This window comes from Aliidongia sp. (assembly GCF_035943795.1).
Taxonomy (GTDB): Bacteria; Pseudomonadota; Alphaproteobacteria; order ATCC43930; family CGMCC-115725; genus Aliidongia.
Map to the genome: position 1 here is coordinate 50999 of NZ_DASZBY010000053.1, position 23730 is coordinate 74728.

General features: G+C 62.1%; 9 protein-coding genes. 5 read left to right on the plus strand and 4 right to left on the minus strand.

Features of this window, described 5'->3' with window-relative positions; all coding sequences use genetic code 11:
- Positions 1-58: 58 nt before the first annotated feature.
- On the plus strand, positions 59-955 hold the full coding sequence (locus VGV37_RS09510; RefSeq protein ID WP_326879424.1) for a LysR family transcriptional regulator: 897 nt from the start codon (positions 59-61) through the stop codon (positions 953-955).
- 364 nt (positions 956-1319) lie between these two features.
- On the plus strand, positions 1320-3854 hold the full coding sequence (locus VGV37_RS09515; RefSeq protein WP_326879425.1) for an ATP-binding protein: 2535 nt from the start codon (positions 1320-1322) through the stop codon (positions 3852-3854).
- Between the two features lie 80 nt (positions 3855-3934).
- Here the strand turns inward: VGV37_RS09515 and VGV37_RS09520 are convergent, their stop codons facing one another.
- A complete protein-coding gene (locus VGV37_RS09520) occupies positions 3935-4909 on the minus strand; it encodes a LysR family transcriptional regulator (RefSeq protein WP_326879426.1) in 975 nt (324 codons plus the stop codon).
- A gap of 881 nt (positions 4910-5790) precedes the next feature.
- Between VGV37_RS09520 and VGV37_RS09525 the strand changes: the two genes are divergently transcribed.
- The gene (locus VGV37_RS09525) at positions 5791-15972 is read left to right on the plus strand and encodes a LysM peptidoglycan-binding domain-containing protein (protein WP_326879427.1); all 10182 of its coding nucleotides are present in this window, start codon (positions 5791-5793) and stop codon (positions 15970-15972) included.
- A gap of 220 nt (positions 15973-16192) precedes the next feature.
- Here VGV37_RS09525 and VGV37_RS09530 read toward each other — a convergent pair whose 3' ends face one another.
- Positions 16193-16585, minus strand: coding sequence for a GFA family protein (locus VGV37_RS09530; protein ID WP_326879428.1), 393 nt, complete (start codon positions 16583-16585; stop codon positions 16193-16195).
- Between the two features lie 263 nt (positions 16586-16848).
- Here VGV37_RS09530 and VGV37_RS09535 point away from each other — a divergent pair, with 263 nt between their 5' ends.
- The gene (locus VGV37_RS09535; protein WP_326879429.1) at positions 16849-18168 is read left to right on the plus strand and encodes an NAD(P)/FAD-dependent oxidoreductase; all 1320 of its coding nucleotides are present in this window, start codon (positions 16849-16851) and stop codon (positions 18166-18168) included.
- Between the two features lie 120 nt (positions 18169-18288).
- Here the strand turns inward: VGV37_RS09535 and egtD are convergent, their stop codons facing one another.
- Positions 18289-19296: an L-histidine N(alpha)-methyltransferase gene (gene egtD, locus VGV37_RS09540; protein WP_326879430.1), complete on the minus strand. Its 1008-nt coding sequence runs from the start codon at positions 19294-19296 to the stop codon at positions 18289-18291.
- A gap of 453 nt (positions 19297-19749) precedes the next feature.
- Here egtD and VGV37_RS09545 point away from each other — a divergent pair, with 453 nt between their 5' ends.
- On the plus strand, positions 19750-20910 hold the full coding sequence (locus tag VGV37_RS09545; protein WP_326879431.1) for an MFS transporter: 1161 nt from the start codon (positions 19750-19752) through the stop codon (positions 20908-20910).
- Positions 20911-21011: 101 nt separating this feature from the next.
- Here the strand turns inward: VGV37_RS09545 and VGV37_RS09550 are convergent, their stop codons facing one another.
- On the minus strand, positions 21012-23564 hold the full coding sequence (locus tag VGV37_RS09550) for an ATP-binding protein (RefSeq protein ID WP_326879432.1): 2553 nt from the start codon (positions 23562-23564) through the stop codon (positions 21012-21014).
- Between the last annotated feature and the right edge of the window lie 166 nt (positions 23565-23730).

Genomic DNA, 23730 nt, shown 5'->3' on the forward strand with positions numbered 1-23730 from the left:
TCAGAACAGATCTGATTAGATGCACAATCCTGATCATGATGATGAATGGAATATATCAATGCGTGGCGCCGAGCTCGGAGAACTGGCCACATTCCTTGTCGTCGCCCGGCACCGGAGCTTCAGGCAGGCCGCCGTCGAGCGTGACGTCGCCTCGTCGGCGATCAGCCACGCCATCCGCAGCCTGGAAGAACGGGTCGGTGTGCGGTTGTTCCACCGCACGACGCGAAGCGTCTCGCTGACCGAAGCCGGCGAACGGTTCCTGGCCGAGCTGTCGCCGGCCTTCGACCAGATCGGCCAGGCGCTCGACGGCCTCAATTCCTTTCGCGACACGCCGTTCGGGACCGTGCGGATCAACGTGCCCAAGTCGATCGCCCCGTTCGTGCTGCACGACGTGATGGGGCCGCTGCTGCGCCAGAATCCCGGCCTGCGACTGGACGTCGTGGCGACGGACCGGCTGGTCGACATCGTCGAGGATGGTTTCGACGCCGGCGTCCGTTTCGGCGAGCGCCTGTCGCAGGATATGATCGCGGTCCGCATCAGGCCGCGCTTGCGCTTTGCCGTGGTCGGCTCACCGGCCTATCTCGACGGCCGCACGCCGCCGCAGGTGCCGGGCGACCTCGAGGACCATGCCTGCATCCGCTACCGCTATCCCGGTGGAGCAATCTTCAACTGGCAGTTCCAGCGCCAGGGCAAGGTGGTCGATGTGGAGGTCGACGGCCCGGTAACGCTCGACGATCAGGAACTGATGGTCGAAGCCGCCTTGCAGGGGTGCGGCCTCGCCTATGTCTGGGACGATCGCGTAACCGCCTCCCTGGCGAGCGGCGCACTGGTCCGGTGCCTCGACGATTGGTGCGCTTTCGACGACGGGCTGTTCCTGTACTACCCGAGCCGCCGCCACCTATCCGCCGGGCTGCGCGCCCTGATCGACATGATCAAGGTCACCGGAGTCAGATAAGAGTGCCATCTGTCCAGCCTGCAGAAGCCGCCATGCGCCGACCTTGTCGAGTACTCCCGACACGCAGCGCGCTAGAGGTTCGCCCGCTTCCTAAGTGTACTTATCGGTGCGGACAGCAGGACCTTTCCCGCTACTCCCGTCGTGAATTTCGCGCATCGGTTGCCGAGGAGGTCTGCGGTGAGTGAAGCCTGGCGATTCCGCTGCAACTCAGCCCTCGGGCTGTCGCCACTTTTCTTTGGACACTCTTCTCCGTAAGGTAATGCCCAGGTGACGAGCCTGCTTCGACGCACTATCAGTATGTGTCGAACCAAAGCTGGCAAATGGCCGCGCGCATTTTTCGGACGACTTCGGGAGTGTCGAAGGCATGACGCAAAGTTTTATCTTCGGGCCCTTCGTCCTTATTCCTGAACAACGGCAGCTGATGCGCGACGATCAGGCAATAGCGCTCGGCAAGCGTGTATTTGATCTGCTGACCGCACTCGTCAAAGGTCGGGAGTTGACGTGCGATGCACTGAAGCACCTGGTTTGGCCGGAATTGCCGATGATCGGTGACCATAACCTGGCCGTGGCGCTGTCGTCACTCCGGGGAATCCTGGACGACAGGAGCCGACCACCGCGTTTCATCGCGACACTCCCCGGGCGGCGGTATCGATTCATCGCTCCGGTAACGATGGTCGAAACCCAACCGAAAACCCCGGCCGTCGTGCCGTCCCGACCGAAGAGCGCCCATAATCTCCCGGTGAAAATCACCCGGCTGATCGGCCGCGAGGCCGATACTGCGGCCGTCGCCACCGTGGTAAGCAGCCATCGTGCCGTTACGTTGGTCGGAACGGGGGGCATCGGAAAAACCCGCCTCGCGCTCGCCGTTGCGGAGGCAGTCTCGCCGCAATTTCACGATGGCGTATGGCTCGTCGAGCTCGCTTCGCTGTCGTCTGGCGAGCGAATTCCCGGCCTGATCGCCTCGGTTCTGGGCATGGCGGCGGAAGGCGACCCCTTGTCGAGCGTCATCAAGAGCTTGCGAGAGCAGAATTTATTGCTGGTTCTGGACAATTGCGAGCACCTGATCTCGGACGTCGCCGCCGCCGCCGAAGCGATTCTCCACGGCGCGCCCGGCGTACGGGTCCTCGCGACCAGCAAGGAGCCCTTGGGCATTGCCGGAGAACATCTCTACTGGCTTTCCGTGCTCGCCTCCCCCGAAATCGGTGACGAACTCTCGGCCGCCGAAGCCTTGAAGTATCCCGCGGTCGAACTCCTGGCCGATCGCGTCGAGGGAGCGCTCGGAACCTATACGCTCAAGGATTGCGACGCTTCGACGTTCGCTCAAATCTGCCGACGTCTCGACGGCATTCCCCTTGCCCTCGAACTTGTCGCGAGCCGCTTCCGGACGATGGGGTTGAACGAGATCGCAGGTCATCTCGACGATCGTTTCACGCTCCTGACCAAAGGGTTCAGAACCGCCTTGCCGCGCCAGATGACCCTCGAAGCGACCATGGACTGGAGCTACAACTCCGTTTCCGAACCCGGACGGGTGCTTTTACGCCGGCTGTCGATCTTCATCGGCGAATGGACGGCCGCTGCCGCGCGTTTCGTCACGGCAGACGATCTGCTTCCGGAATCCGGCATAGACGACCTGCTGCTGCTGCTCACGGACAAGTCGTTGATCGTCGTCGATCAAACCCACTCCGAGCCCCGCTATCATCTGCTGGAGACGATGAGGTACTACGCCGAGCGGATGGCCATCGGGTCCGACGAGTTCGATTGTCGACCCCGCCTCGCCCGATGGCTCCTCGACCGCTTCCGGACGGCGGAGGTCGAACGCGAGGTGACATCCGACGAAAGATGGCTCGCTCGATATGCACCCGACATTGCGAACATACAGACGGCGCTCAAATGGGCCTTCGATGCCGGCGGAGATCCATCGCTCGGCGCGACGCTTCTCGCCTATTCGGGCATGATCTGGTCGATGGCGGGCTGTTACGTCGACGAAGGCCGATGGCTGTCGATTGCCGAGGCGAAGCTCCCTGCGATGCCCCCAGAAGTCGCGGCCCGCATCGGGCGCATGCGTCTGCTGAAGGTGCCATATGACGACCCCTCGATCTGGCCGACGGCTCAGACCGTCTTGCGCTTGGCAAAATCGACGGGAGACGAGTATCTCCTGAGCAGAGTCATCATCGCGAGCGTACCATTTGCTCTCGCATCGAATAATCTTCAGGAAGCCGAAGCGTTGCTTCGTGAAGCGTCCCTCCTGATCGACGCGTCGATATCGACCCGCACTCTTGCGCTCTGGCATCTGCATATGGCGCGGACAGCCCGGTCGCTGGGACAGGTTTCTCGCGTTGAAGTCCATTTCGAGCAGGCCATCGAGATCGGCCTCAAGGTCGGTGCGACGAAGCTGGTCGCGAGCGCCTATCACGAGCTGCTGTTCCGCCGCGATCAAATCGATGAGGGGATCGCGATCTTTCGTCAAATGATCGACAGGGCCAATGGACAGCCGGGCCAACGCAGCTTGCGTGCCTACCTGCTGGGCCTGTTGAGCGGCTATTTGATCATGAAGGGCGATTGGGAGCCGGCGTTCGACAGCGGCCTTCGCTCGCTGAGGATGTGGCGGCAGATCGGCCATCCCGTCGCCTTCCTTCCCCTTTTGGATCGCCTTGCCGCGATCGCTGCCGCCTCGGGTCGCTCGGAACAAGCGGCGAGGCTGCTCGGATACTGCGACGCGGGTTACGCCTCCAGGGGTGTTCCGCGCCGACCCGCGCTCGAAGTCATCAGCGACACGACGCGTGCCAGGCTCGGGCGACGGATCTCGAACGAGAGACTGGCCATCTTGCTGGCCGAAGGGGCTGCCTTGAGCGAAGATCAGGCGGTCGATAGTGCCCTGGCAACCCCGGCCATTGCATAAGGGAAAGAGCGGCACCACGGGCGCCCGGCGCCGCCCACGGCTGCGAAGGGTCTCTCAGCCAGACGGGCTCGATCGAGCTTCTAAACGGTCCGGATGACCGGCGCCTTTGCTTTGAGGCCGGCCGACGCAAATTGACGCAGATTGGCCGGAGCGTCCGAGACATCAGCCGGCCTCACCTCGGCCAACAGCCAGTCGCGTAGCTTCGACACGTTTGCATTTCGTTCGATGGTCGCCCCTCGGACAAGATACACCGCCTTCTTGCACGGCACGCTGTAACGGAACGGCGTAACCAGCAGTCCTTCGGCAATCTCGTCGGCGACGAGCGAGCGGCGCACGAGTGCGACGCCGATCCGATGCAGGGCGGCGTCGACCAGCAACGACGCCGTATAAAAGCCGATCGGATTGGAAAGACGGTTGGCATCGATGCCAACCTTCCTGATCCAGGCGCCGCAATCGGTGCCGCCGGTATGGAGCGCGTCCTGACCGCCCTCATGGAGCAGTCGGCCGCGAAGCAGATCGACAGGGTGATGCAGGCGGAATTTTGCCTGATAGTCGGGCCGGCATACGGCGATCAACTCGTCGTCGATGAGCTTGATTGCTCCGGGCTCCTCCCGCTCCGCCAGCTGAATGGACAGGTCGGTGTTGTCATAGGGGCCGAGATCGTTTTCATCGGGGATGATCAATTTCACCTCGACCGTTCCCAAGTCCGCCGTCAGGCGATTGAACCTTGGAAGCAGCCAATGCTGCGCGAAGGCATTGAATACGGTCAGACGTACCGCCGAAATCGGGCTCTGGGCGCTTCTCGCCGCATCTATCAGGCTGCCGATGATTTCCTGCACGATCGTCTGATAGCGCGCACCCGCAGCGGACAACCGGACCTGGCCGTTTTCGCGCAGGAAAAGCGGAAAACCCAAATGCTCTTCCAGGCCTTTCAATCGAATACTGGCCGCTGCTTGGGTGATGCCGACCTCGTCCGCCGCGCGTGTAATGCTTTTCAGCCGGGCGGCGGCTTCGAAAGCGATGAGTGATCCTATCGAGGGTAGGCGTTTGTTCACGATCGACCCTCCACGTATTTCGAAGCTCACCCGGCCAGCAAAAATTACGCACTCCTGGGCGGAATGCCGATGTGAACGATCGGAGTGTCTCGATGAGAATTTGGTAACGTCGACACTACAGCGCGCGGAAGTTGGAAATCATCTTTCGCGTAGTATGGTAAAGATCTTCACATCTCCAAAATAACGTTCGCATTTAATTTCGTTATTAGATCATCACTCCTCCAGTCAAATCGGCTAAAATCCTCTCAATGAAACGAGCGATGCAAATTGATCCGTTTTTATTTTGCTGCCGAGAGGGCGATCTCGCCAGATCGACGCCGGTGAACGGGATGGAGAACTCATCCTGATCGATCCCAGGGGCCAGTGATGACGCCGGCGATCAAAGCCTGGGAAGTTTACATCGTCGCTCGATGACGCCCGGCTGAAATGTAGGAAATGAAATGCCGCAGATATCCGCGGGTCCAATCCGGGAATGCCCGCCGCTCTCGCCTTTCAGGCGCAGGCGCTACAGGCCCGTATGTGGGATCGGACCCAATCTATTCTGCAATTCACGGTCATCGCGCCAATTCTCTCCAGAATTTCTGATGACCTAGGCGCCTGCACCAAGAACTGCCGCAAATTTCTCAGAATCTTCATCAAAATTTTTGAATTGCCGCGCTTCCGGCTCCAGCCCCAGACTTCACGAAGCGGAAGGCCTTCCAGCCTTTCCCTATGAAAATCACGAGGCAATGGGCGTGTCGCTGATCAGCAACATGCATGCGACGGCGCATGCGTGGGCGATCCGGAAAGCCGTCTCCGAAAAGTGAATTTCTTGCATGACCCGCGGACGCAGATCGGCGGGAAGACCAAGACGGACGGTCGACGTAGTAAGGAGAAATGTCGTGAGGATCGCGTTAGGAGGAACGTACTGGCAGACGACGGTAGTATCCCCTCCCCCGCCGCCGCCGCCCCCACCGGCGGCCGAGGTCAGCGCCGCCTATTCCACGATTGCAAAAGGCTTGAGCAGCGGCAAGACGATGCAGCAGGCGATCGCCGACGCGTCGGCCAATACCACGCTCAGCGCGCAGGCGATCGCTGAGGCCGCGTTGCTGATCCAGGTTCAGCGCAATGCGCAGATCCCGCCAGCCGCAGGGGCCTCGCCTTCCGATCCCTTCGAGCAGGCCGCCACCCAGCTGGGCAACCTCACCGGGCCTGGCGGCGAGACGGTGATCAGTCCGTATGTGCTGAGCAATGCCAAGAACGCGATGGAAGGCGGCACGGTCTCGGCATCGCCGGGTCTGACCATGTCCAGCTACAACGCGCCCGGTTGCAGCGCGAATAGTGCGGTGCCGGATGTGGTCCCCGCGCTGCCTCCGGGACAATCGTCGCCCACGGTCAGCCAGGCCCTGGCTCAGATCCAGCAATATGAAAATGAGGGCATGTCCTTCCAGGAGGCCTTGGGGGCTGCGCGCGTGCAGTTCGGCGGAAGCGTTGCCAATGAGGTGACCCTTGCCGAGGCCTCGTTGGCCAACCATGCGCCGGGACAAGTCGATGCCTATGCGAATGACCCGAGCGGCAGCGATCCGATCCAGCTGGCTTCCAAGCAGATCTCATCGCTTAACTTGTTCAACCAATCGGTCCTGGATACGGCGACCAAGAACATGACGGCGACACTGCCCACGACGCCCGTGGACAGCACCGCCGCGCAAGCGGCCGGCGCCAAATTGGCCAAGGACCAGGCCAACAACGCGAGCCCCGCCACCATCGCGGCCGACATGGCGGCCTATCGCCAGGCGCTCATCCCGGAACTGGATGCGATCACCGGCAAGACCGGCACCGCCTGGATGGGTCCGGATGACCTCGACAACGATCCGACATCGCTCGATGCCTGGCTCAAGGGCACGGTCGCGGTGACGCAGCAGAATCTGTTGGGATTGGGCCAGGCGGCCTATGGCACGGCGCCCAACTCGACGGAAAACCAGGCACTCGACACGGGCTGCCAGGACATCGACGCTGCCTTCAACGACATTCAGACGTTGATCGATGTCGGCGGTACGAAAGGCAATGCCGCGCAAGCCCAGCAGCTGACCGGCGATCTGCTGGGGCAGGGATTGATCGACAAGAACGGTAATCCGGTCGCGAACAGCACCAGCAATCCCACTTCCGAGCTCGAATACGACGACATCATGAATGATCCGTCGATCCAGCAGCTGAAGAGCACCGCCCAGAGCGACATCATCGCCGCCGCCGACCCGACCCAATGCGTGGGCCAGTCGGGAGCCGAGAGTGCCTTGCTGAAAACCTCGCGCGTCCTCGGTACCTATCAGGGTTCGGTATTCTATTCGTCCCTCCTGGCCGGGACCATAGGGTCGGCACCGGTCCAGCAGCTCTTCAAGGACCTGGACGACGTGGGCGGAAGTACCGGCCCCGACGTTCTGCACAATCAAACTGCGGTGATGAAGGCCGTCAACGATCCGGCGGACCTGGATCTGAGCAACGCGCTCTACAATACGGACTATAAGACGTCCGTCGAAAATGCCGTCAAAAACGACACCTGGACGACGCCCGACGGCAGCATCTTGTCATTGGGAACGGCGCAGCAGGCCCCGGAATATTACGCCGACGTCTCGAACCTGTATGACTCGCTCGGCGGGGGCAGCACGTCGGATGGCAAGAGCTTGCGCACGATCGTCACCAATCGCATGAACAGCGATAATTTCGTCGGGAACAGCTATTACGGCTCGCTGACGCCGAACGGCAAGAACGAAACCATCAAGAGCTTCTTCCTCGGTTCGATCAACGGCCAGAATGGCAATCCCGACGGCGACCCCCAATTGTACGTGGACATCGCCGACACGGACAAGAACAGCAATACGGTCAGCTTCATCAAAGCCGAGTTGCCAGGCAAGCTGAGTGCGACATCGGCGGCCAATGCCGTGCCGGCCTATCAGCAACCGGGCGTCGCCGTATTGCCGAGCGGCCCGATCACGATCACCTCGCGCGCAGACCTCAGCAACGTGCTGGGCGTCGCCTACAATCTGACGCCCACCGCCAATCCGGCGGCGGACGGATCGCAATACAACGGCAACTCCATCGTCTACGGCAGCACGACCCTGACCGATCTGGTGAACGCGACGCTCGCCTCGCAGAACCAGACCGACGTCAGCGCGCTCGACCCCATCATCCTGACGCTGGTTGCGACGCAATACTGGAGCCAGGGCGAGGATCCCAATAAAGCGACGCCACAATGTCTGTGGCTGGAAGAGACCGTCGGCGACGCCGGACACAGCTATCTGGGGCCCGGCGGCGCGCCGGCGCAATCCACCTACCAGGACTGGCAGAAGAACAACGGCCTCGGGCCGGGCACTCTTCAGTCGCAGGAGCGCGTCGTCACGAACGCTGCCGGCCAGCAGCTGGTCAATTGGAACCAGACCAACATCACGGCGCCCGAAAGCTGGGAAGAAAAGGCGCTGCATGTCACCGAGGTGGTCGCCACGGTCGCCGCCGTCGCCGTGACGACCTTCGTGGCGCCGGAGGCCGAAGGGCTGCTGTTGCCGATGCTCTACGACGCGGCCCAGGCCTATTTCACGGTGACGAGCATCTCAGGTGCCGTCCAGGCCGCCAAGAACATCGCGAAGAATCCGACCTCGTGGCGGACCTGGGTCGGCAACGGCTTCACCATCGCGGCGGACGTGTTCATGGGGTCGACCGGCATCGGCCACTTCGGCCTGACCCGGGTTCCGGCGCTGCTCGGACGCGGCCTCGAGGTCGGCCAAGCTGTGGACCAAGGCCTCGACGTCACGCGCGGTGGCCGCGTCCTGGCGGCGCTGACCGACAACACGGCCGGCGCCAAGACCTATATGGCACTGGCGGGCGCGCCGGACGGCCTGATGACGGCCTTGAACGTCGCCCATAAGGGCTCTGCCCTCACCAACGGCGTCCTGATGGGCGTGCAGGGCTTCCAGATCGGCGATGCGCTGGTCCATGGCCAATCGGTCTCGGCCAGCACGATCATCCAGTTCGTCACCACGATCGGCATGGGGCAGTTCGGCAAGGTCTTCGGGATCGACCACATCACCAGCCTGCGCGGCGGCGACAAGACGGGCGAGGCGCCCGTCACCGTTCCGCCGGATACCGAGGCTGCCCCGGCGGACCTTACGGCCGGCGGGTTGCCGACCTCGATCACGGTCGACCAGATCGCCTCATGGGCTGTCAGCACGCCCGCGACCGGAGCCGATACTGGTTTCATCGTCGCCGGCGACGGGTCGGCGCGGCCGGTCGCGACGGGCGGCGGTCGTCCGGCGGCTGCGCCAAAACACCAAACCTCGTCCGCACCGACAGAAGGCCCTGCGACGACCGTCGATGAGACCACGCTCGCGACACCCTTGATCATATCCGCAACCGCGCTGACAGTGACGTCATCGGAGACCAATGCCGACGATGACCAGCCTTCGGCGCGCTCGGGTGGCAGGCGGCATCGTGCGGATGTCGGTTCGTTGGCAATGGATGAAAATCATTCTGGCTCGAATCCAAACGGTATCGAGCATGTCGGCACCGAGCCTTCGAGCGAACCCCCGACAACACGCAAGTTGCTCCAGACGGTTGGCTCCGAATCGCCGGTGCCCGAAGCCTGTCAGCGCCAAGGCTGCGGGGGACAAATCGAAGATGGCACCTGTACCCGGTGCGGTCTTGGGCCGGACCAAACGGATTTCTTTACACTCCGCAGTCTATCCGGCGAGCAGATTGCAGAACTTCCAGAGCTAACCCCCCAGGAGGCGCTTTTCGCGACAGACGTAAATAACGAAATTTTAGAGCGTTGGGGGGAGTATATAAATAATAATAAAAAAATCCCCATAGAAGATCTCGTCCATTACATCCCGGATGGGTCCGTCCGACTCGGCGTTATGGCGCGATATTTCCGGGGGATAGAGGGTGGCCCAAAGGTTCTGATTCGAAAATCGACTCTCAATCCAGACGAGCATTCCGATATCATGCGTAAGGCGTACAATGTTTCGCCTGATGAAACCATATTGGATATAGGAACAGCGAGAAGCACGCTGGCACACGAAATTCTGCACCACTACACCTCGACTTATTTCGACCAAGACGTTTCTAGCTTCATGCGCTCTTTTCAATATTCTGACGAAAAGCCGGTGAATTTGGCGGAGGGGATCACAGAGCTGCTTTCATGGCGCGGCTTCGGAAACCGTCCCGGTTTGCGCACCATTGAAGGTCACTACTCCTACGAAGACTATTTCCACCATAACGCTGTCGATGCCTTGATTCGAAGGTCACCAGTCGATGACGACGTCGTGGTATCCATGGCCTACAAGCCAGAGACTGCTGCGGCAGAGTTTCTGTTCAAGCTGGCCGGACGAAAAACCGTTTATGATGCCTACTTTGGAGGTAAGTCAGACGCCTTAGACATAGTCTATGACCTTACCGAAGGGCCCGTGACCAAGTTTTTCTCCATTTACAGTCGCCATGGAAACGTTCGTCTCGCCGAAACGGTCGCGTTGATGGACAATGCCCTGACGCCGTCGATCAGCGCCCCCACCCACACATTCGTGGCGACAGCGGCCCTCACCAAGCTGCCGAGCGACGGGACGCCTTTCAAGGCATATACTTGGCCGCTCGCCAACCGCGTGAAAATGGTGAGTCTGTCAGATTTGGGCTTTGCTGCGGAATCGAACGAGGGAAGGACAGACGCCTACCTCACGGTAAGCCGGACACCCGGCTCACCGGAGAAATACGGAACACTGATCCCGGCCGCCCCGGAGACCGGCCTGCCCCTTGGATATTCCGCCGTTCATCCAATGACCGGCGCCCTCGCCGTCGGCATGACGAAGCGCGGGCTGCTCTGGCCGGGCCGAGGAGCGCAGGACCCGGCGGCCGTCGCGGCCGCCCATGGATCGCCGGCCAGTCATGCCGTCCGCAACACGATCGAGAACGGCACCAATCCTCTGCTCGTAAGCGCCGAACATTTCCAGGAGCTGACCGACGCCCCCGCCGCCGGCCCCGAGACATACGGGATGGGCGCCGATTATCTGGATCCGGCAACGGCCGATCGGCAATTGGCACCGAAGCAGCCGGCCGAAACGCGCGCGTTCGTCCAGCCGCCCAGCCCCGTCCGGCCCTCGCGTCTCGCCATCCGCGCCGTCGCCGGATTCGGTCCGACCGACGACACGATGGCTCCTGTAAGCCTCGTAGACGGCACATCCCGCCAAGGGCTCGCCTCTGGCGACGGGACGGAAACCCGCGCAGGCGAAGCTCCCGGAAACGCTCCGGCGCCATCCGGGCTGGTAAATGCAGAGGGAATTGGCCCCCTCGACACGATCGCGCGGGGCGTCAACTATAGCCGCGCGCTCGCAGAACTTCCATTGCAAGGCGTGGCGGATATTACTTTTGCGGATGATTTGCTCAGGACGACACCTTACGAATTTCTTCTTGGCGACGATTTCGTGTACAAATGGGATAACTACAAGAATGCGATTGCGCTTCATTTTACCGATCCCACCGAGGTAACGCGGGAGCGCGCGCAGCAGATCTCGGACATTGTCGGCGTTTCGGTTCTGACACCCCGGATCGATGCACCAGCCGACTGGGAAGTCCTGACGCCGAAGCCGATGACGGCGTCCTCGGGCGACAGGATGGTTTTCGACAAGCTCAGTAGAAGAGTCTTTTCCGTGGACGAGTCCGGGGCTCGAACCGGAATCCAGCCGGAATATCACTTGGGACGGATGACCCGCGTCGGCGGTTTGGCCACCGCCTTCGAACTCGGCCCCAATCTGACCGTTGTCGTACAACGCAGCCTGGTCCGGGACTTTGCAAACAAGAAGACCCGTGAATCTGTCAACGTGGCAAACGACCTCGAGGACTTGGGCGCCCCCCATTCCGCCAAAATCCACGGAATTCTCTGGATCTTCGGGCAGAGCGCGCATGTGATGGATCGCTATGCCGCCACCGACAGCGGCCTTTGGTCGTACTCCGGCCCCCAAATATTTCCCCTTTATGACGTCAGTCTTTTCAATGAAAAGAGCGTCGAAAGTCTCGAGGCGACGAAGAATTGGATGATAAGCCGGAACGTGAATGTTCGGGACATGCAGTTCCTCATAGCGCAGGATGGCACCTTCGAGCTGGCCTATGTCGCGAAAGTCTTTCCTCGCGCTTCTCCCAATCTGTCTGACCTGAATGATATCGACCAGCTCATCCGCCTGATACGGGCGGGGCAAGCGACTCGGAACAAGGCAAGTCTGTCCGAAGCCGCCGCCGCCGCTGGCAGCCCCGATTTGGTTGCCAACGCATCGACCCCGGCCGCGTCAGGCACGTCCGGCTTGTCAGAACTTCCGCCGCAGGTCTATTCGTTCGTTCCGGCGTCGAGCCTGTCCGAAGCCCCCGTCGAAGGCACGCCTTTCAAGAAATACTCCCATCCCGACGGCGCCGCCGTGCCGATGGTTCGGCTGTCGGACATGGGTTATCCGGTCGACCAGCAAGCACGGATCCAGACCGCCGAGGGCCCGCAGACCAAACCTGCGGGAACGGACGGCTACCTCGTCGTGAGCCCCGATGCGGGAGCGCAGGGGCCCTACCAGTCGCTGATCCTGACCGACGCCACCGATCTGCCCGTCGGGTATGCCGCCGTTCACCCGACCAACGGCGCGCTGGCCGTCGGCATGGTGAAGCGTGGCCCGCTATGGCCGGCACAGGGTGCCCAGGATCCCGCAGCGGCGGCGCACAACGCGGGCGCCAACCGTCCGGCGATCACGAACGGCCCGCGCGCGCTCGTCGTCTATGGCGACCACCTGCAGGACCTGGTCGATGCCGCGAAGACCGGCGCGCTGACGCCCGGCACGCGGATCTTCGTCTATGGGGCCAAGGACATCGAGACGCTGCCCAGCCAATTGAAAAGCGGACTGCGCGCCCGTGCCACGGTCGGGCAGGACGGCACGATCGTCGTCGACGGTGGCAAGACCGCGAAGCGGACGCAGCAGGCTTATTTCACGCCGGGAACACCGGTCTCGTCGGCACGCTACGTCGTTGCGGATGCCCAGGCCGCGAAAGCGATCAGAAAAGGCAACAGCTTCGCTCACGACACCTATGAACCACCGCGCCCCGCGCTCGACATCAGTGCGGCCTACGCGGCGGGCGATCTGAAACCCGTGGAATTCAAGCCGGGAGGCTGGCCGGGCGGGGTGTTCCGGGATACCGCCGGCACCTACGGTCCCAAGGACACGGCCCATCTGGTGAAATGGTTCCCCGTCCCGGATGGCGAATATATCGCCCGCAACGCCGTGGCAACGAGCGAGATCTATCGTGAGGCATGGGGCAAGGGGGCTGCCTCGAAACTGCAGCTGGTCAGTTGGACCGATCCGCAGACGGGAAAGGTCGTCTATGGAACGATGACCGCCATCAACGACGCGAAATTCTCGACTCGGGGCGCACGAAAGGCTTTGACCAAACCGGGCGTGGCGAGCGAGGGCGTCTCGCTCGACATCGCCTTGCAAAACGTCGGCGTGGTCGGCAGCGACTACAGCAATCTCGGCGTCATCTCCGAAAAAACCTCCCGGTTTTTCGGCCGTACGACGAAATTGAAATACCGGGTCGACAACGACTCCGCCGCGGGCGTGAATCAAAATGGCGTCCTGGGGACTTACGGAAAGGTCGATTTTCGCAGCGCCGTCGAAAATCTGAGGAATGGCGTGACCAGCCCTGGAGGTGAAGCAGACCCGACAGTTCGCGAGTTTTACGGCACCATGCCCGACTCCGACGTCGTCGCGGACATCGATCGGTTGAATACGCAAATCGGAGCAGGGCTTTCCGACAAGATCCGTACGATCGTGCTCGAGCACGGCGGCGGCACGCGGACCCAGCGTGTGGCCGTCGGGCAGCAGATGGTCGCAAACGTGGAGGGCATCGTCGCTTGGCGGGAGGCGGAATTCCCGGGAATCGCCGCCGAACCGAGCAGTCTTCCCGCAGGATATCAGAGGGAAGCACCGCTACAGAAGAGCGGCCGTCGGATCTTTTCCGGATCCTATATCCGCAGCAAGAAGCAAGGAGGAGACCCGAGGCCGCGGTGGCACCAAGCGTTGGACAACACCTCGTTCAGGATCACCAATCTCTTCTTGCGCATCGGCGACAAGGAAAAATTATTTCCTGCCCCTGACCCTCGGGACTCGAACCTCGAACTGCCGAGCACCAACCCTCCAGGCAAGATGCCGTTCGATCCAAGTCGGAGCGAATTTCTCCCGCTTCGTTTCACCAGCGACAGCGACAAGCCTGCGCAAGGCATGGTCAAGCCGTTCGATGCCGGTAAAAAGATCGAGATCGGGGATATCGATCCTACCGCAGGCACTCCCGCTAGTAAAACTCCGTCCAAAGTGAAGAGTGACCCGGAATATTACTATGCCTATCTGCCCGACGGGTCGGGACGACCCTTGGGATATGTCGTGAAGCAGGAAAACGGCACCACTTGGGTTCCTCGGAGCGATGTCGGCCCCCGCAAACTACAGGCCGCCCGCGTGGTGACCGGCATCACCCTCGCGGGTATCGCGGGATATTTGGGCTACGACCACGTGACGTGGCTCAGGAGCTTCAAGGATACCGGGCCGAGTGCGTCGTTCCTGCGATACGCGGTATCGTCGGCGAAAATGTTCAAGAAATTCCACGATCGCACGATCGAAGCGGTCAGGGCCGGTCGGCTGGATAAAGCAGCCTACGTCATCGACAATAATTATCGCATTGCGACCTGGCATGCGAGCAAGCGAGGGATCTCGACAGAAACCCTCGCCGCCAACAAGACGGCCACCGAGACGATGCTGGGTTTCGTGCAGCAGGCGAGGTTGGCACAGAGCCGCGGTGAATTTACCCCTGATGCTCAGTCCGAGCTTCTGCAGCGATTCGAGACCTATCTCCAAGGCATGCAGTTGCGCAGCGGCATTCCGTCCGATGGCACAGATTGGTCGGATCCGGCAACCTGGACAGGTCTCGGAGTCCGCACCGCGGTCACCACGTTGCAGGGCGTCAGCCTCGCCATCAGCGTCCCCTCGGCGATGAAGATCCTCAAAGGCGTCGGCTGGAGCAGTCTTGGGAGTTCGCTCAACGTCATCGGTTTCGTGGCGACGATCGCCTCGACCGTGCGAACGACGGCACGCGCACGGAGCTCCGATCCGACATACAAGCCCGGCAAGATACAAAAGAAGGTCGACACCGTATTGGATAAGACGGGCACCTACACCTTCGCCGCCGGCTATTTCACGGGAGCCCTGGAGACGCTTGCCACACACGGCTCCATCTTGACGACGGCCTCCGAGGCTTTCCTCGGTGCCGCCTCGATCGCCGCCGATAGGCTGACCCCAACGTATCGCCACTTCGATGGGTCGGACGAGAAGATCTGCGTCTACAAGGATGGAAAACTGGTCGGATACGCGACACGGGCGCCAGCCGGCCAAGTGAGTTGGCACGCCCTCGACGACAAAGGCGCGTTCGAGCCCGTGACGCTGAAGCCGGGGCTTGATTTCATTAAGAAACTACCCGGCTCTGCCCAGGCGCTCCTCATCGTCCGTGCGACGGAACCGGCCGACATCTCCCGCGCGCTTCCCGCCGCCGTCCCCGAAGCGGGAAAAGCGATGGACCGATTGTCTCGGCGGCACAAGAACTATGTCGAATTCGACATCTCGAAGGTCAAGGCACGCATCGCCACTCAAGGCAAACGGAATCCCAAGGCCATGGGTTTGGTCCTTGGTACCGCGGTCATCGTCGTCGACGTGACGAGCGTCATCAGGAAGGTCTTCTCCCCCAGCACCTCGGAAGTGCCCAAGAAGTCCGCGAGCGCGTCGCCACCCTCGCCGCCGCAGCCGCCGCCGTTCCATTGGCATCATCCAAAGGAGTTGCCGCCGCCACCGGTTGTCTCGCCGCCCGCACCGCATATCGTGCGCCCCGGCGAGACCTTGAGCGAGATCGCGAAAAACGCCGGCATATCTTTGGCAGCACTTGAGCAGGCCAACCCCCAAATTTCGAACGACAATTCCATCAATTCGGGAGAACGCGTCAACCTGCCCGTGCCTTCGACTCCATCGCAGCCTTGAACGGATATTCCCCTGCAGGTTCGCCGAACAGCGCCTTTCCTGCAGCCGCCGCCTCGTGGCATCACACCATGGGGCGGCGCAGACGATCATGGCCATGCCGGCACGTCGCTCGGTCACAGTCTTCGGCGCGGAACGCCTGCCGCGCCCAACGCCCGAAGCGGATGATCGGTCAGCGCCTGGCCGGCAGCTCGTTCTCCCTCAGTCAGCCCGTTCGCGCGGCCTACTCCTCGAAGCGGCCCGAGGCGTCCCGATCGCCGTCATATCGTCTCGTGAGCGGAAACGGCGGCAACCAGGCCTCGCGTCGGACGATCCAGCTTTCGTAGGTTGGCATCAGCTGGTCGGGGGCATCCAGGGACCCCAAGTTCACTTCGATTTCATCTGCGGTGCGGGCGAAAACGGGCGAGCCGCAACGGGGACAGAAAAATCGCCCCGCATAGTCGCGTGTTTCGCCATCGATCGTCACCGCTTCCTGGGGGAACACCGCGGAAGCCTGGAAAAGGGCGCCATGATGCTTGCGGCAGTCGAGACAATGGCAAAGGCCGACCCGGTATGGGCGTCCCGACGCCACAATGCGGACGTTGCCGCACAGGCAACCGCCTGTGATTCGATCCATGCTGCGTCTCCTCCAAATCGAGTGGCCGGAAAGTCTGCGACGAACCTCCTCGAGCTTTCCAAGCGGCGGTCGGGGCCAGGGCTGGCCGCAGGTATCTGGGGCGGCGGGCAGACCCGAACAGTGGTTTTAGCGATGGCCGAGGCTTCGTCGGCCTGCGCACCCTCGAAGAGAAAGCGACGCCCGGCCTGCGATTGGGTACCATCGCGGATGACGCCCCGGCGTTGCTGATCCTCCGACGATGTGCCTGGAAAGGCCGGCTTGTCATGACCGTCAATCAGAAAACACAGATCGTGATCGTCGGCGGCGGCGCCGGCGGACTCGAGTTGGCGAAGAGACTGGGTGCCAGGTACGGCCGGAAGTCGCACGACATCATCCTGGTCGACCGCAACCGCACACATATCTGGAAGCCGCTGCTGCACGAGGTCGCGGCCGGCTCGCTGGACGCCAACCTCGACGAAGTCGGCTATCCGAGCCACGGTTTCCGCTGGGGCTACCGCTTCTTCTACGGCGCCCTCGAAAACATCGATCGCGAGACCCGCACGATCACGCTGGCACCGCTCATCGACGAGGACGGCAGCGAGCTGATCGGCCGCCACGAGATCCGCTACGACTACCTGGTCATCGCGATCGGATCGCGCGCGAACGATTTCGGCACGCCGGGCGTCCGCCAGCATTGTATCTTCCTCGACGACCGGCAGGCGGCGGACCGGTTCCGCAACCGGCTGCTGAACCACTGCCTGCGCGTATCGCTGGCGATGAGCCGCGATGCCGACGCCCCCGACGCCTACGTGCGGATCGGCATCGTCGGCGGCGGCGCAACCGGCGTCGAGCTTTCTGCCGAACTCTACAATGCCGCCTCGGCGCTGCAAAACTACGGCCTCGACGTCTTCGACGAAAAACGCCTCAAGGTCACGTTGATCGAGGCCGGACCGCGCATCCTGCCGGCGCTGCCGGAGCAGCTCGCCGCTGCCGCCGAGGCCGAACTCGAAAAGCTCGGCGTCAGGGTCCTGACCAATGCGCGGGTGACCGAAGTGTCGCCCGATGCGATCCATACGTCGGGCGAGCGCATCCCGTGCGACCTCATGGTCTGGGCCGCCGGCGTGCAGGCCGCCGACATCCTCGACCAGATCGGCGGGCTGGAGACGACCCGGTCCCGCCAACTCGTCGTGCGGCCGACGCTGCAGACGAGCCGCGACGACCGGATCTTCGCGCTGGGCGACTGTTGCTATTGCCGGCTGCCTGGCAGCGAACAGCCCGTGCCGCCGCGCGCGCAATCGGCCCATCAGATGGCGGCGACGGTCGGGCGCAATCTGGATCGGCTGATGGGCGGCAAGCCGCTGGTGTCCTACGTCTACCAGGACCATGGCTCGCTCGTGTCGCTCAGTCGCTTCACGACGGTCGGCAGCCTGATGGGCAATCTCGTCGGCGGGCGGATGGCCGTCGAAGGGCGCCTGGCGCGGTTCGTCTATCTGTCGCTCTATCGGATGCACCTGCTCGCCATCCATGGCTGGCTCAAGGGCACGGCGCTCATCGTGGTCGGCCACGTCAACAGGATCGTCAGACCGCGGTTGAAATTGCACTGAACGCCGGGCGGCCCGCGACGACGAAATCGTCGAGGCCGCCCGGGTTGAGCGTCACTGGGACGCAGCGGACTTCATCGCCCCAATCGGCCGCCGATCGACAGATTGACCTCTCGAACGGACCTACTCATGCACTTCCAGCATGTGGACTGAAAACAGGCCGGCCTCGTCGATCCAAGCAGCCTTTGGTTTGTAACCGCTTCCGATCGCCATCGCCTGAAACTGGTCGATGGTATATTTATAGGAATTCTCGGTATGGATCGTCTCGTTTGCGGCAAAGGTGAAACGGTCTGAGCCGATGCGGACCTCCTGGTCGCAACGGCTGACCAGATGCATCTCGATCCGACCGAGCACTCCGTTCCAGCGGGCCTCGTGCACAAAACGATCGAGCACGAAATTGCCGCCCAATTCCCGGTTCACCCGTATCAGCAGATTGAGATTGAACGCGGCCGTAACCCCGGCTTTATCGTTATACGCGCTTAGCAGGATGGATTCGTCCTTCGGCATATCGACGCCGACGACCATGGCCGAACCGCGGCCGAGCATCCGGCCGACGCGACTGAGAAAGCCGCGTGCCTCATCGGGCGTGAAATTACCGATGGTCGAGCCAGGGAAGAAGCCCACGTCAATCCCCGGGCGGGACCCCGACAGCGCGGGCAGCGCAAAGGGTTTCGTATAGTCGGCGCAGATCGGCATGATCTTCAGGCCCGAAAAATCGAGCGCCAGTTCCGCCGCCGCCGCCAAAAGATGCCCGCGCGAGATATCGATCGGGACATAGGCGGCCGGTCGATCGAGCGGGCCGAGCAGAAGGCGGATCTTCACCCCCGCTCCGGAGCCGAACTCGATCAGGCGCGCGCGCGGTCCGACGAGTGCCGCGATTTCCCCTGCATGTTCGCCCAGCAACCGGCATTCGGTACGGGTCGGATAATATTCCGGCAAGTTGCAGATTTCATCGAAAAGCCGAGACCCATCCGCATCGTAGAAGAATTTGCAAGGCAGGGTCTTTTGTCGCGTGCCGAGGCCTGACAGGACGGCATCGCGGAATTCCTGGATCGAAGGTTCCAGATCCTCAAGCAGGTGCAAAGCGTTCGACATAACAGATTCCTCTGCAAACAAAAGCCGCCGCATCATCGGCAGGGCGTCGGCTGAAAGATGAAATACGGCAGATTTCCTGTTCCGTTCGAATAGCAGAGAAATCAGTCATATAAGTGACATCCGCAGTAATTCATAAATTACTGCGAAGAAAACGATGTAGTCATACCTTTAACTCACGGAATCCGGGACGCAAGAGAATTTCTATTATTTACTATAAGAATTATTTACGAGAAGAAGAGGCATAACTACGCTAGAGGTCTCATAGATCGTTGTGGCGCCGCCGCTGAAATCACGAAGCAGGTCTTCGTGAACCAGGACAGCGAAATCCCGACAAGGAACACCTTGAAAGACAATCGAACGGGACATAGCGCGAGCTGTGGAAGCGACGAGCCTCCTCATTTCTTTCGTCGGAGCGACATCGCCGCCGGTGGCGCCATTTCCTTTCCTCGCAGCGCGCTACGTTCGTCCGAGGTCGGAGTCTCGTCACGCATGACCGTCGCGATGGGGGCAGGCGGCGCTGTCGCCGCTGCGGGCTTTTATTTCGCGCGGCCCCTGGCGGATGCCATCGGACAGGATATCGGGCTGGCCCCTGCGATGGCCGGTTTGATCGTCACCGTCGGTCAGCTCGGGTATTGCAGCGGCCTTCTCGCGATTGCCCCGCTCTGCGACCTCGTGGAGAACCGCAAGCTCCTCCTCTTCACGCTGGCCGCGGCAACCCTGTCGCTTGTCGCGGCGGCTACGGCACGAAGCGCGTTCTTTTTCCTGCTTGCCATGTTCGCCATAGGCGCGGCATCCGTGGCCGCGCAAATGCTGGTGTCCTTTGCCAGTTTTCTCAGCCGCCCCGCGACGCGCGGCCAAGTCGTCGGCGACGTCACCGGCACTCTTTTACTAGGCATCTTGCTGGCTTGGCCTGTGGCTTGTGTCGCAGCGAGCTATGCTGGATGGCGGACGTTGTTCGCGCTGAACGCCGCCGTCGTTGTCGCGATCTGTATTGTGCTGGCGCGTAAGCTTCCTCGCCGTACGCCTGACCCCGTCCATGGCTATACCGCGTTGATCGCCTCGCTCTGGCAACTGCTTCGATCGACGCCGGAATTGTGGCGGCACGCTACGATCCAGGCCCTGCTGTATGGTGCTTACAGCTTGTTCTGGACCACGGTCCCCCTGGAATTGTCGGTCGACTACGCACTGGGGCCCCTCGGCATAGCCTTGTTTGGACTGACCGGATTGAGCGGTGCTCTCGCTGCGCCTCTCGCCGGCCGGATCGGCGATCGCGGCCTGTCGAGGTTCGTCGGCACGACCGGAGCCATGACCACGGTCGGTGCGTTCCTTTTGGTCATCACGGCCGGTCGGCTTTGGATGTTCGTCTTGGCCGCGATCTGCCTGGACGCAGGCGTACAAGCCAATTTCGTGATTTCGCAGCGCGCCATCCTCGCACTGCGCCCGGCGGCGGCGAGCCGTCTGAACAGCCTCTTTATTGCGATCCTGTTTCTCGGTGGCGCAATCGGCTCCGCAATCGCCATCCCCCTCCATATGCTGGGCCGGCCCGAGCTTGGGGGAGTGGGCCTCGTCCTCGCCACGGCAGCGCTGGCGCTTTGGCAATCGCCGGGGCAGATTTCCAGAATTTGGGAATTCGGCCAGGAGATCAGATGATCCCGATGAACGAAGGATGACGAGGTGTCGTGAATGGCATCCCGGGCCTGACGAGGACCACGCGCGAGGGCGTCGGCAAACCAGAGAGCCGCGTACCTTTATTATGCCGCGAGTGCCATTGCTTCTTCTTCGCTCAACGCGGCACCCTCCGCAAGAAGCTCGGCCAACTGGGCCGCTGACAGTGCCTGCTCCAGCCGGGCACAGAGGTCCAGCCACAGGGAATGCTCGTTTCGTTCCCGCGTCAGTCCGTCCGTCCGTAAGCAGGCGTCACTATAGCCGGCAAGGCGGGCACTGCGGATTGCATCCCGATCGATTGCCGCCGCCAAGGCCAGATGCTGAAAACAGATGCCCACGTCATAGGTCCCGAGCGAGAGCTTCAGTGCGTCGTGGGCAACCTCCCGCCCACTCACGACGTCCCCGGTGGCGACCAGATAGCCCGCCAGGTTTCGGGATATGGAAGCCAAGCCCGAGGCACTGCTGCTCCGGCGCCACGTCGCCCGGGCCGATCTCGCGCGCTTGATCGCTTCTTGTCTTCGGCCCGCTGCAAAATCCAGCTCGCCCAGCATGATCGCGGCGGACTGGAGGGCACCCGTGTGCCCGAGCTCGAGAGCCATGTCGTGAAATTCTTCGAGGTACGCACGGGCGCCTTCGATATTGTCGGAATACCAGCACATGCCGACCATGTTATCGAGTGCCGTGACGAGGAATTTTGTGAGCCCGAGTGCACGAAGAAGCGCCACGCCCTCTCGCAGATAGGGCTCCGCCTCGATCGTATTGCCGGGCTGCAACAGCAGCTTTCCCGCCTGGCTCAGCGCCATGCCGACATAGAGCGGCTCGTCGATTTGCCGGAACAACTCTACGGCCTGCACCGTCGCATCCAGGTATTGGCGTTCGCCGGCATACCGGCTTCGGCTGGCAGCCAGCTTCAGGCGGGCCACGACCCCCGGTGGCGTCGCACCGTCGACCCGCGCGTCGGCGATGGCCAGCCAGCGGCGCAGCTCCGCAATATGCTGCAGCGCAAACCAAAGCTCCTGGGTATGACCGACGAGGCGAACACCCAGCGCGGCGTCGCCCTCCGGTCCGAAAGCCCATGTCAGGGCGGTGCGGAGATTCTCCAGATCAGGCTCATAAATCCTCCGCCAAGATTCCGTGGGAGTAGTCGGCCATGACCGTTCGCCTTGCTCATAGAGGCGGAGCAGATGTTCGGCGAGGCGTCGAAGACACTCGATCTTGTCGGTGGCGGCGAGTTTTTCGAGCCCATAGGCTCTCATCGATTCCAATATTCTGAACCGTCTCTCCTCAGTGACCATCGACGGAGGAACGATCAGGGATTTGTCGACCAGCCGAAGCATGAGCTGGATGACTTCCCCTGCTTCGATCGTCTCGCCAGCGGCGAGAGCCGCGGCGGCCCCGACCGTGAAGCTCCCTGCGAACACGGATAGGCGCAGCAGCAGCGTCCGCTCGGGATCCGTGACGAGATCGTAGCTCCAGTCGATCGTCGCCTGCATCGTCCGATGACGGGGCAGCGCCGTTCGGCTGCCGTGGGTCAGAAGACGGAACCGGGTGTCGAGATGGTTCAACAGGTCGGCCGGCTCGAGCAGCTGGAGTTGCGCGACGGCCAGCTCGATCGCCAGTGCCAGACCGTCGAGACGCCTGCATATCTCGACGACGATCGGAGCGGATTCCGCGGTCAGAACGAAGTCGCCGAGCAGCGCAGTCGCGCGATCTTCGAAGAGCCGAACGGCGCTGAAGCCCATCGCTTCTGCCACCGAGACCGATTGCGGCCCGTCCGGTACGGTGAGCGGGCGAACCCGATAGGTGACTTCGCCGCCGATCGAGAGCCGCTCGCGGCTCGTCGCCAGGATCGTGACGTTCGGGCAGTTCTTCAACACGCCTTCCGCCAACCGGGCGACCTCGTCGACCAGATGCTCGCAATTGTCCAGAACGAGCAGCAGCTCTTTTCGGCGCAGGAATGTCGTCACCACCTCATGAGCGGGGCGGCTGCCCCGGCTTTCCATCCCGAACATCGCCGCTATCGTTTCCGCCACGAGGAGCGGATCGCTCAGCGGCGCCAGCTCCACAAACCAGGCACCATCCTGGAAGTGCCGCTTGTCGACCTCCGTCGCCAAGGCGATTGCCAGCCGGGTTTTGCCGACCCCGCCAGGACCGAGGAGCGTCACGAGGCGCGCCTTGGGCAGCTGGACAAGCAGTGTCGCCATATCGGCCTCGCGGCCGATCAGCCGATCCGGCGGTGTGGGAAGATTGGTTGATGGGCTGCCCTCGAATGATTGAAGCGGGTCGCCCGCAGGCGCGGAAGGAAGCGAACTGCCGTCCTCCACCTGCCCCAGAAATCGGTAGCCCCGGCCCGCGACCGTTTCGATGAAACTCGTATCATTCGCCCCCGAGGCCAGCGCTTTGCGAACCGCAGCGATCGTTACCACCAGCGTGTGATCCTCCACGACCGCCGCAGTGGGCCAGACCAGGGCCTTGAGCTCTTCCTTGGAAACGGTTCTATCCCGCCGTTCGACCAGCGCGACGAGGAGATCGAAGGGGCGACCGCCGAGCGGCACGACTTCATCCAGGCAGGTCAGGCGCAGACGATCCGGCTCCAGGCGATAGGGGCCAAACTTCAACACCCGTTCAATCACTCGCATCTGGTTACTCGTGAACCGCTCCGGGAACCGCATTTAGCCGCTGTTCCAAGTTACGGATCAACCCACCCAGCGATAACAGTCGTTGTGGTTTTAACGAATGCCGTCTTCGGCAAGGCGGCAGCGGAGCTACGACGGGATGGCTTCTGGAAAGAGAGTCCCCGGGACG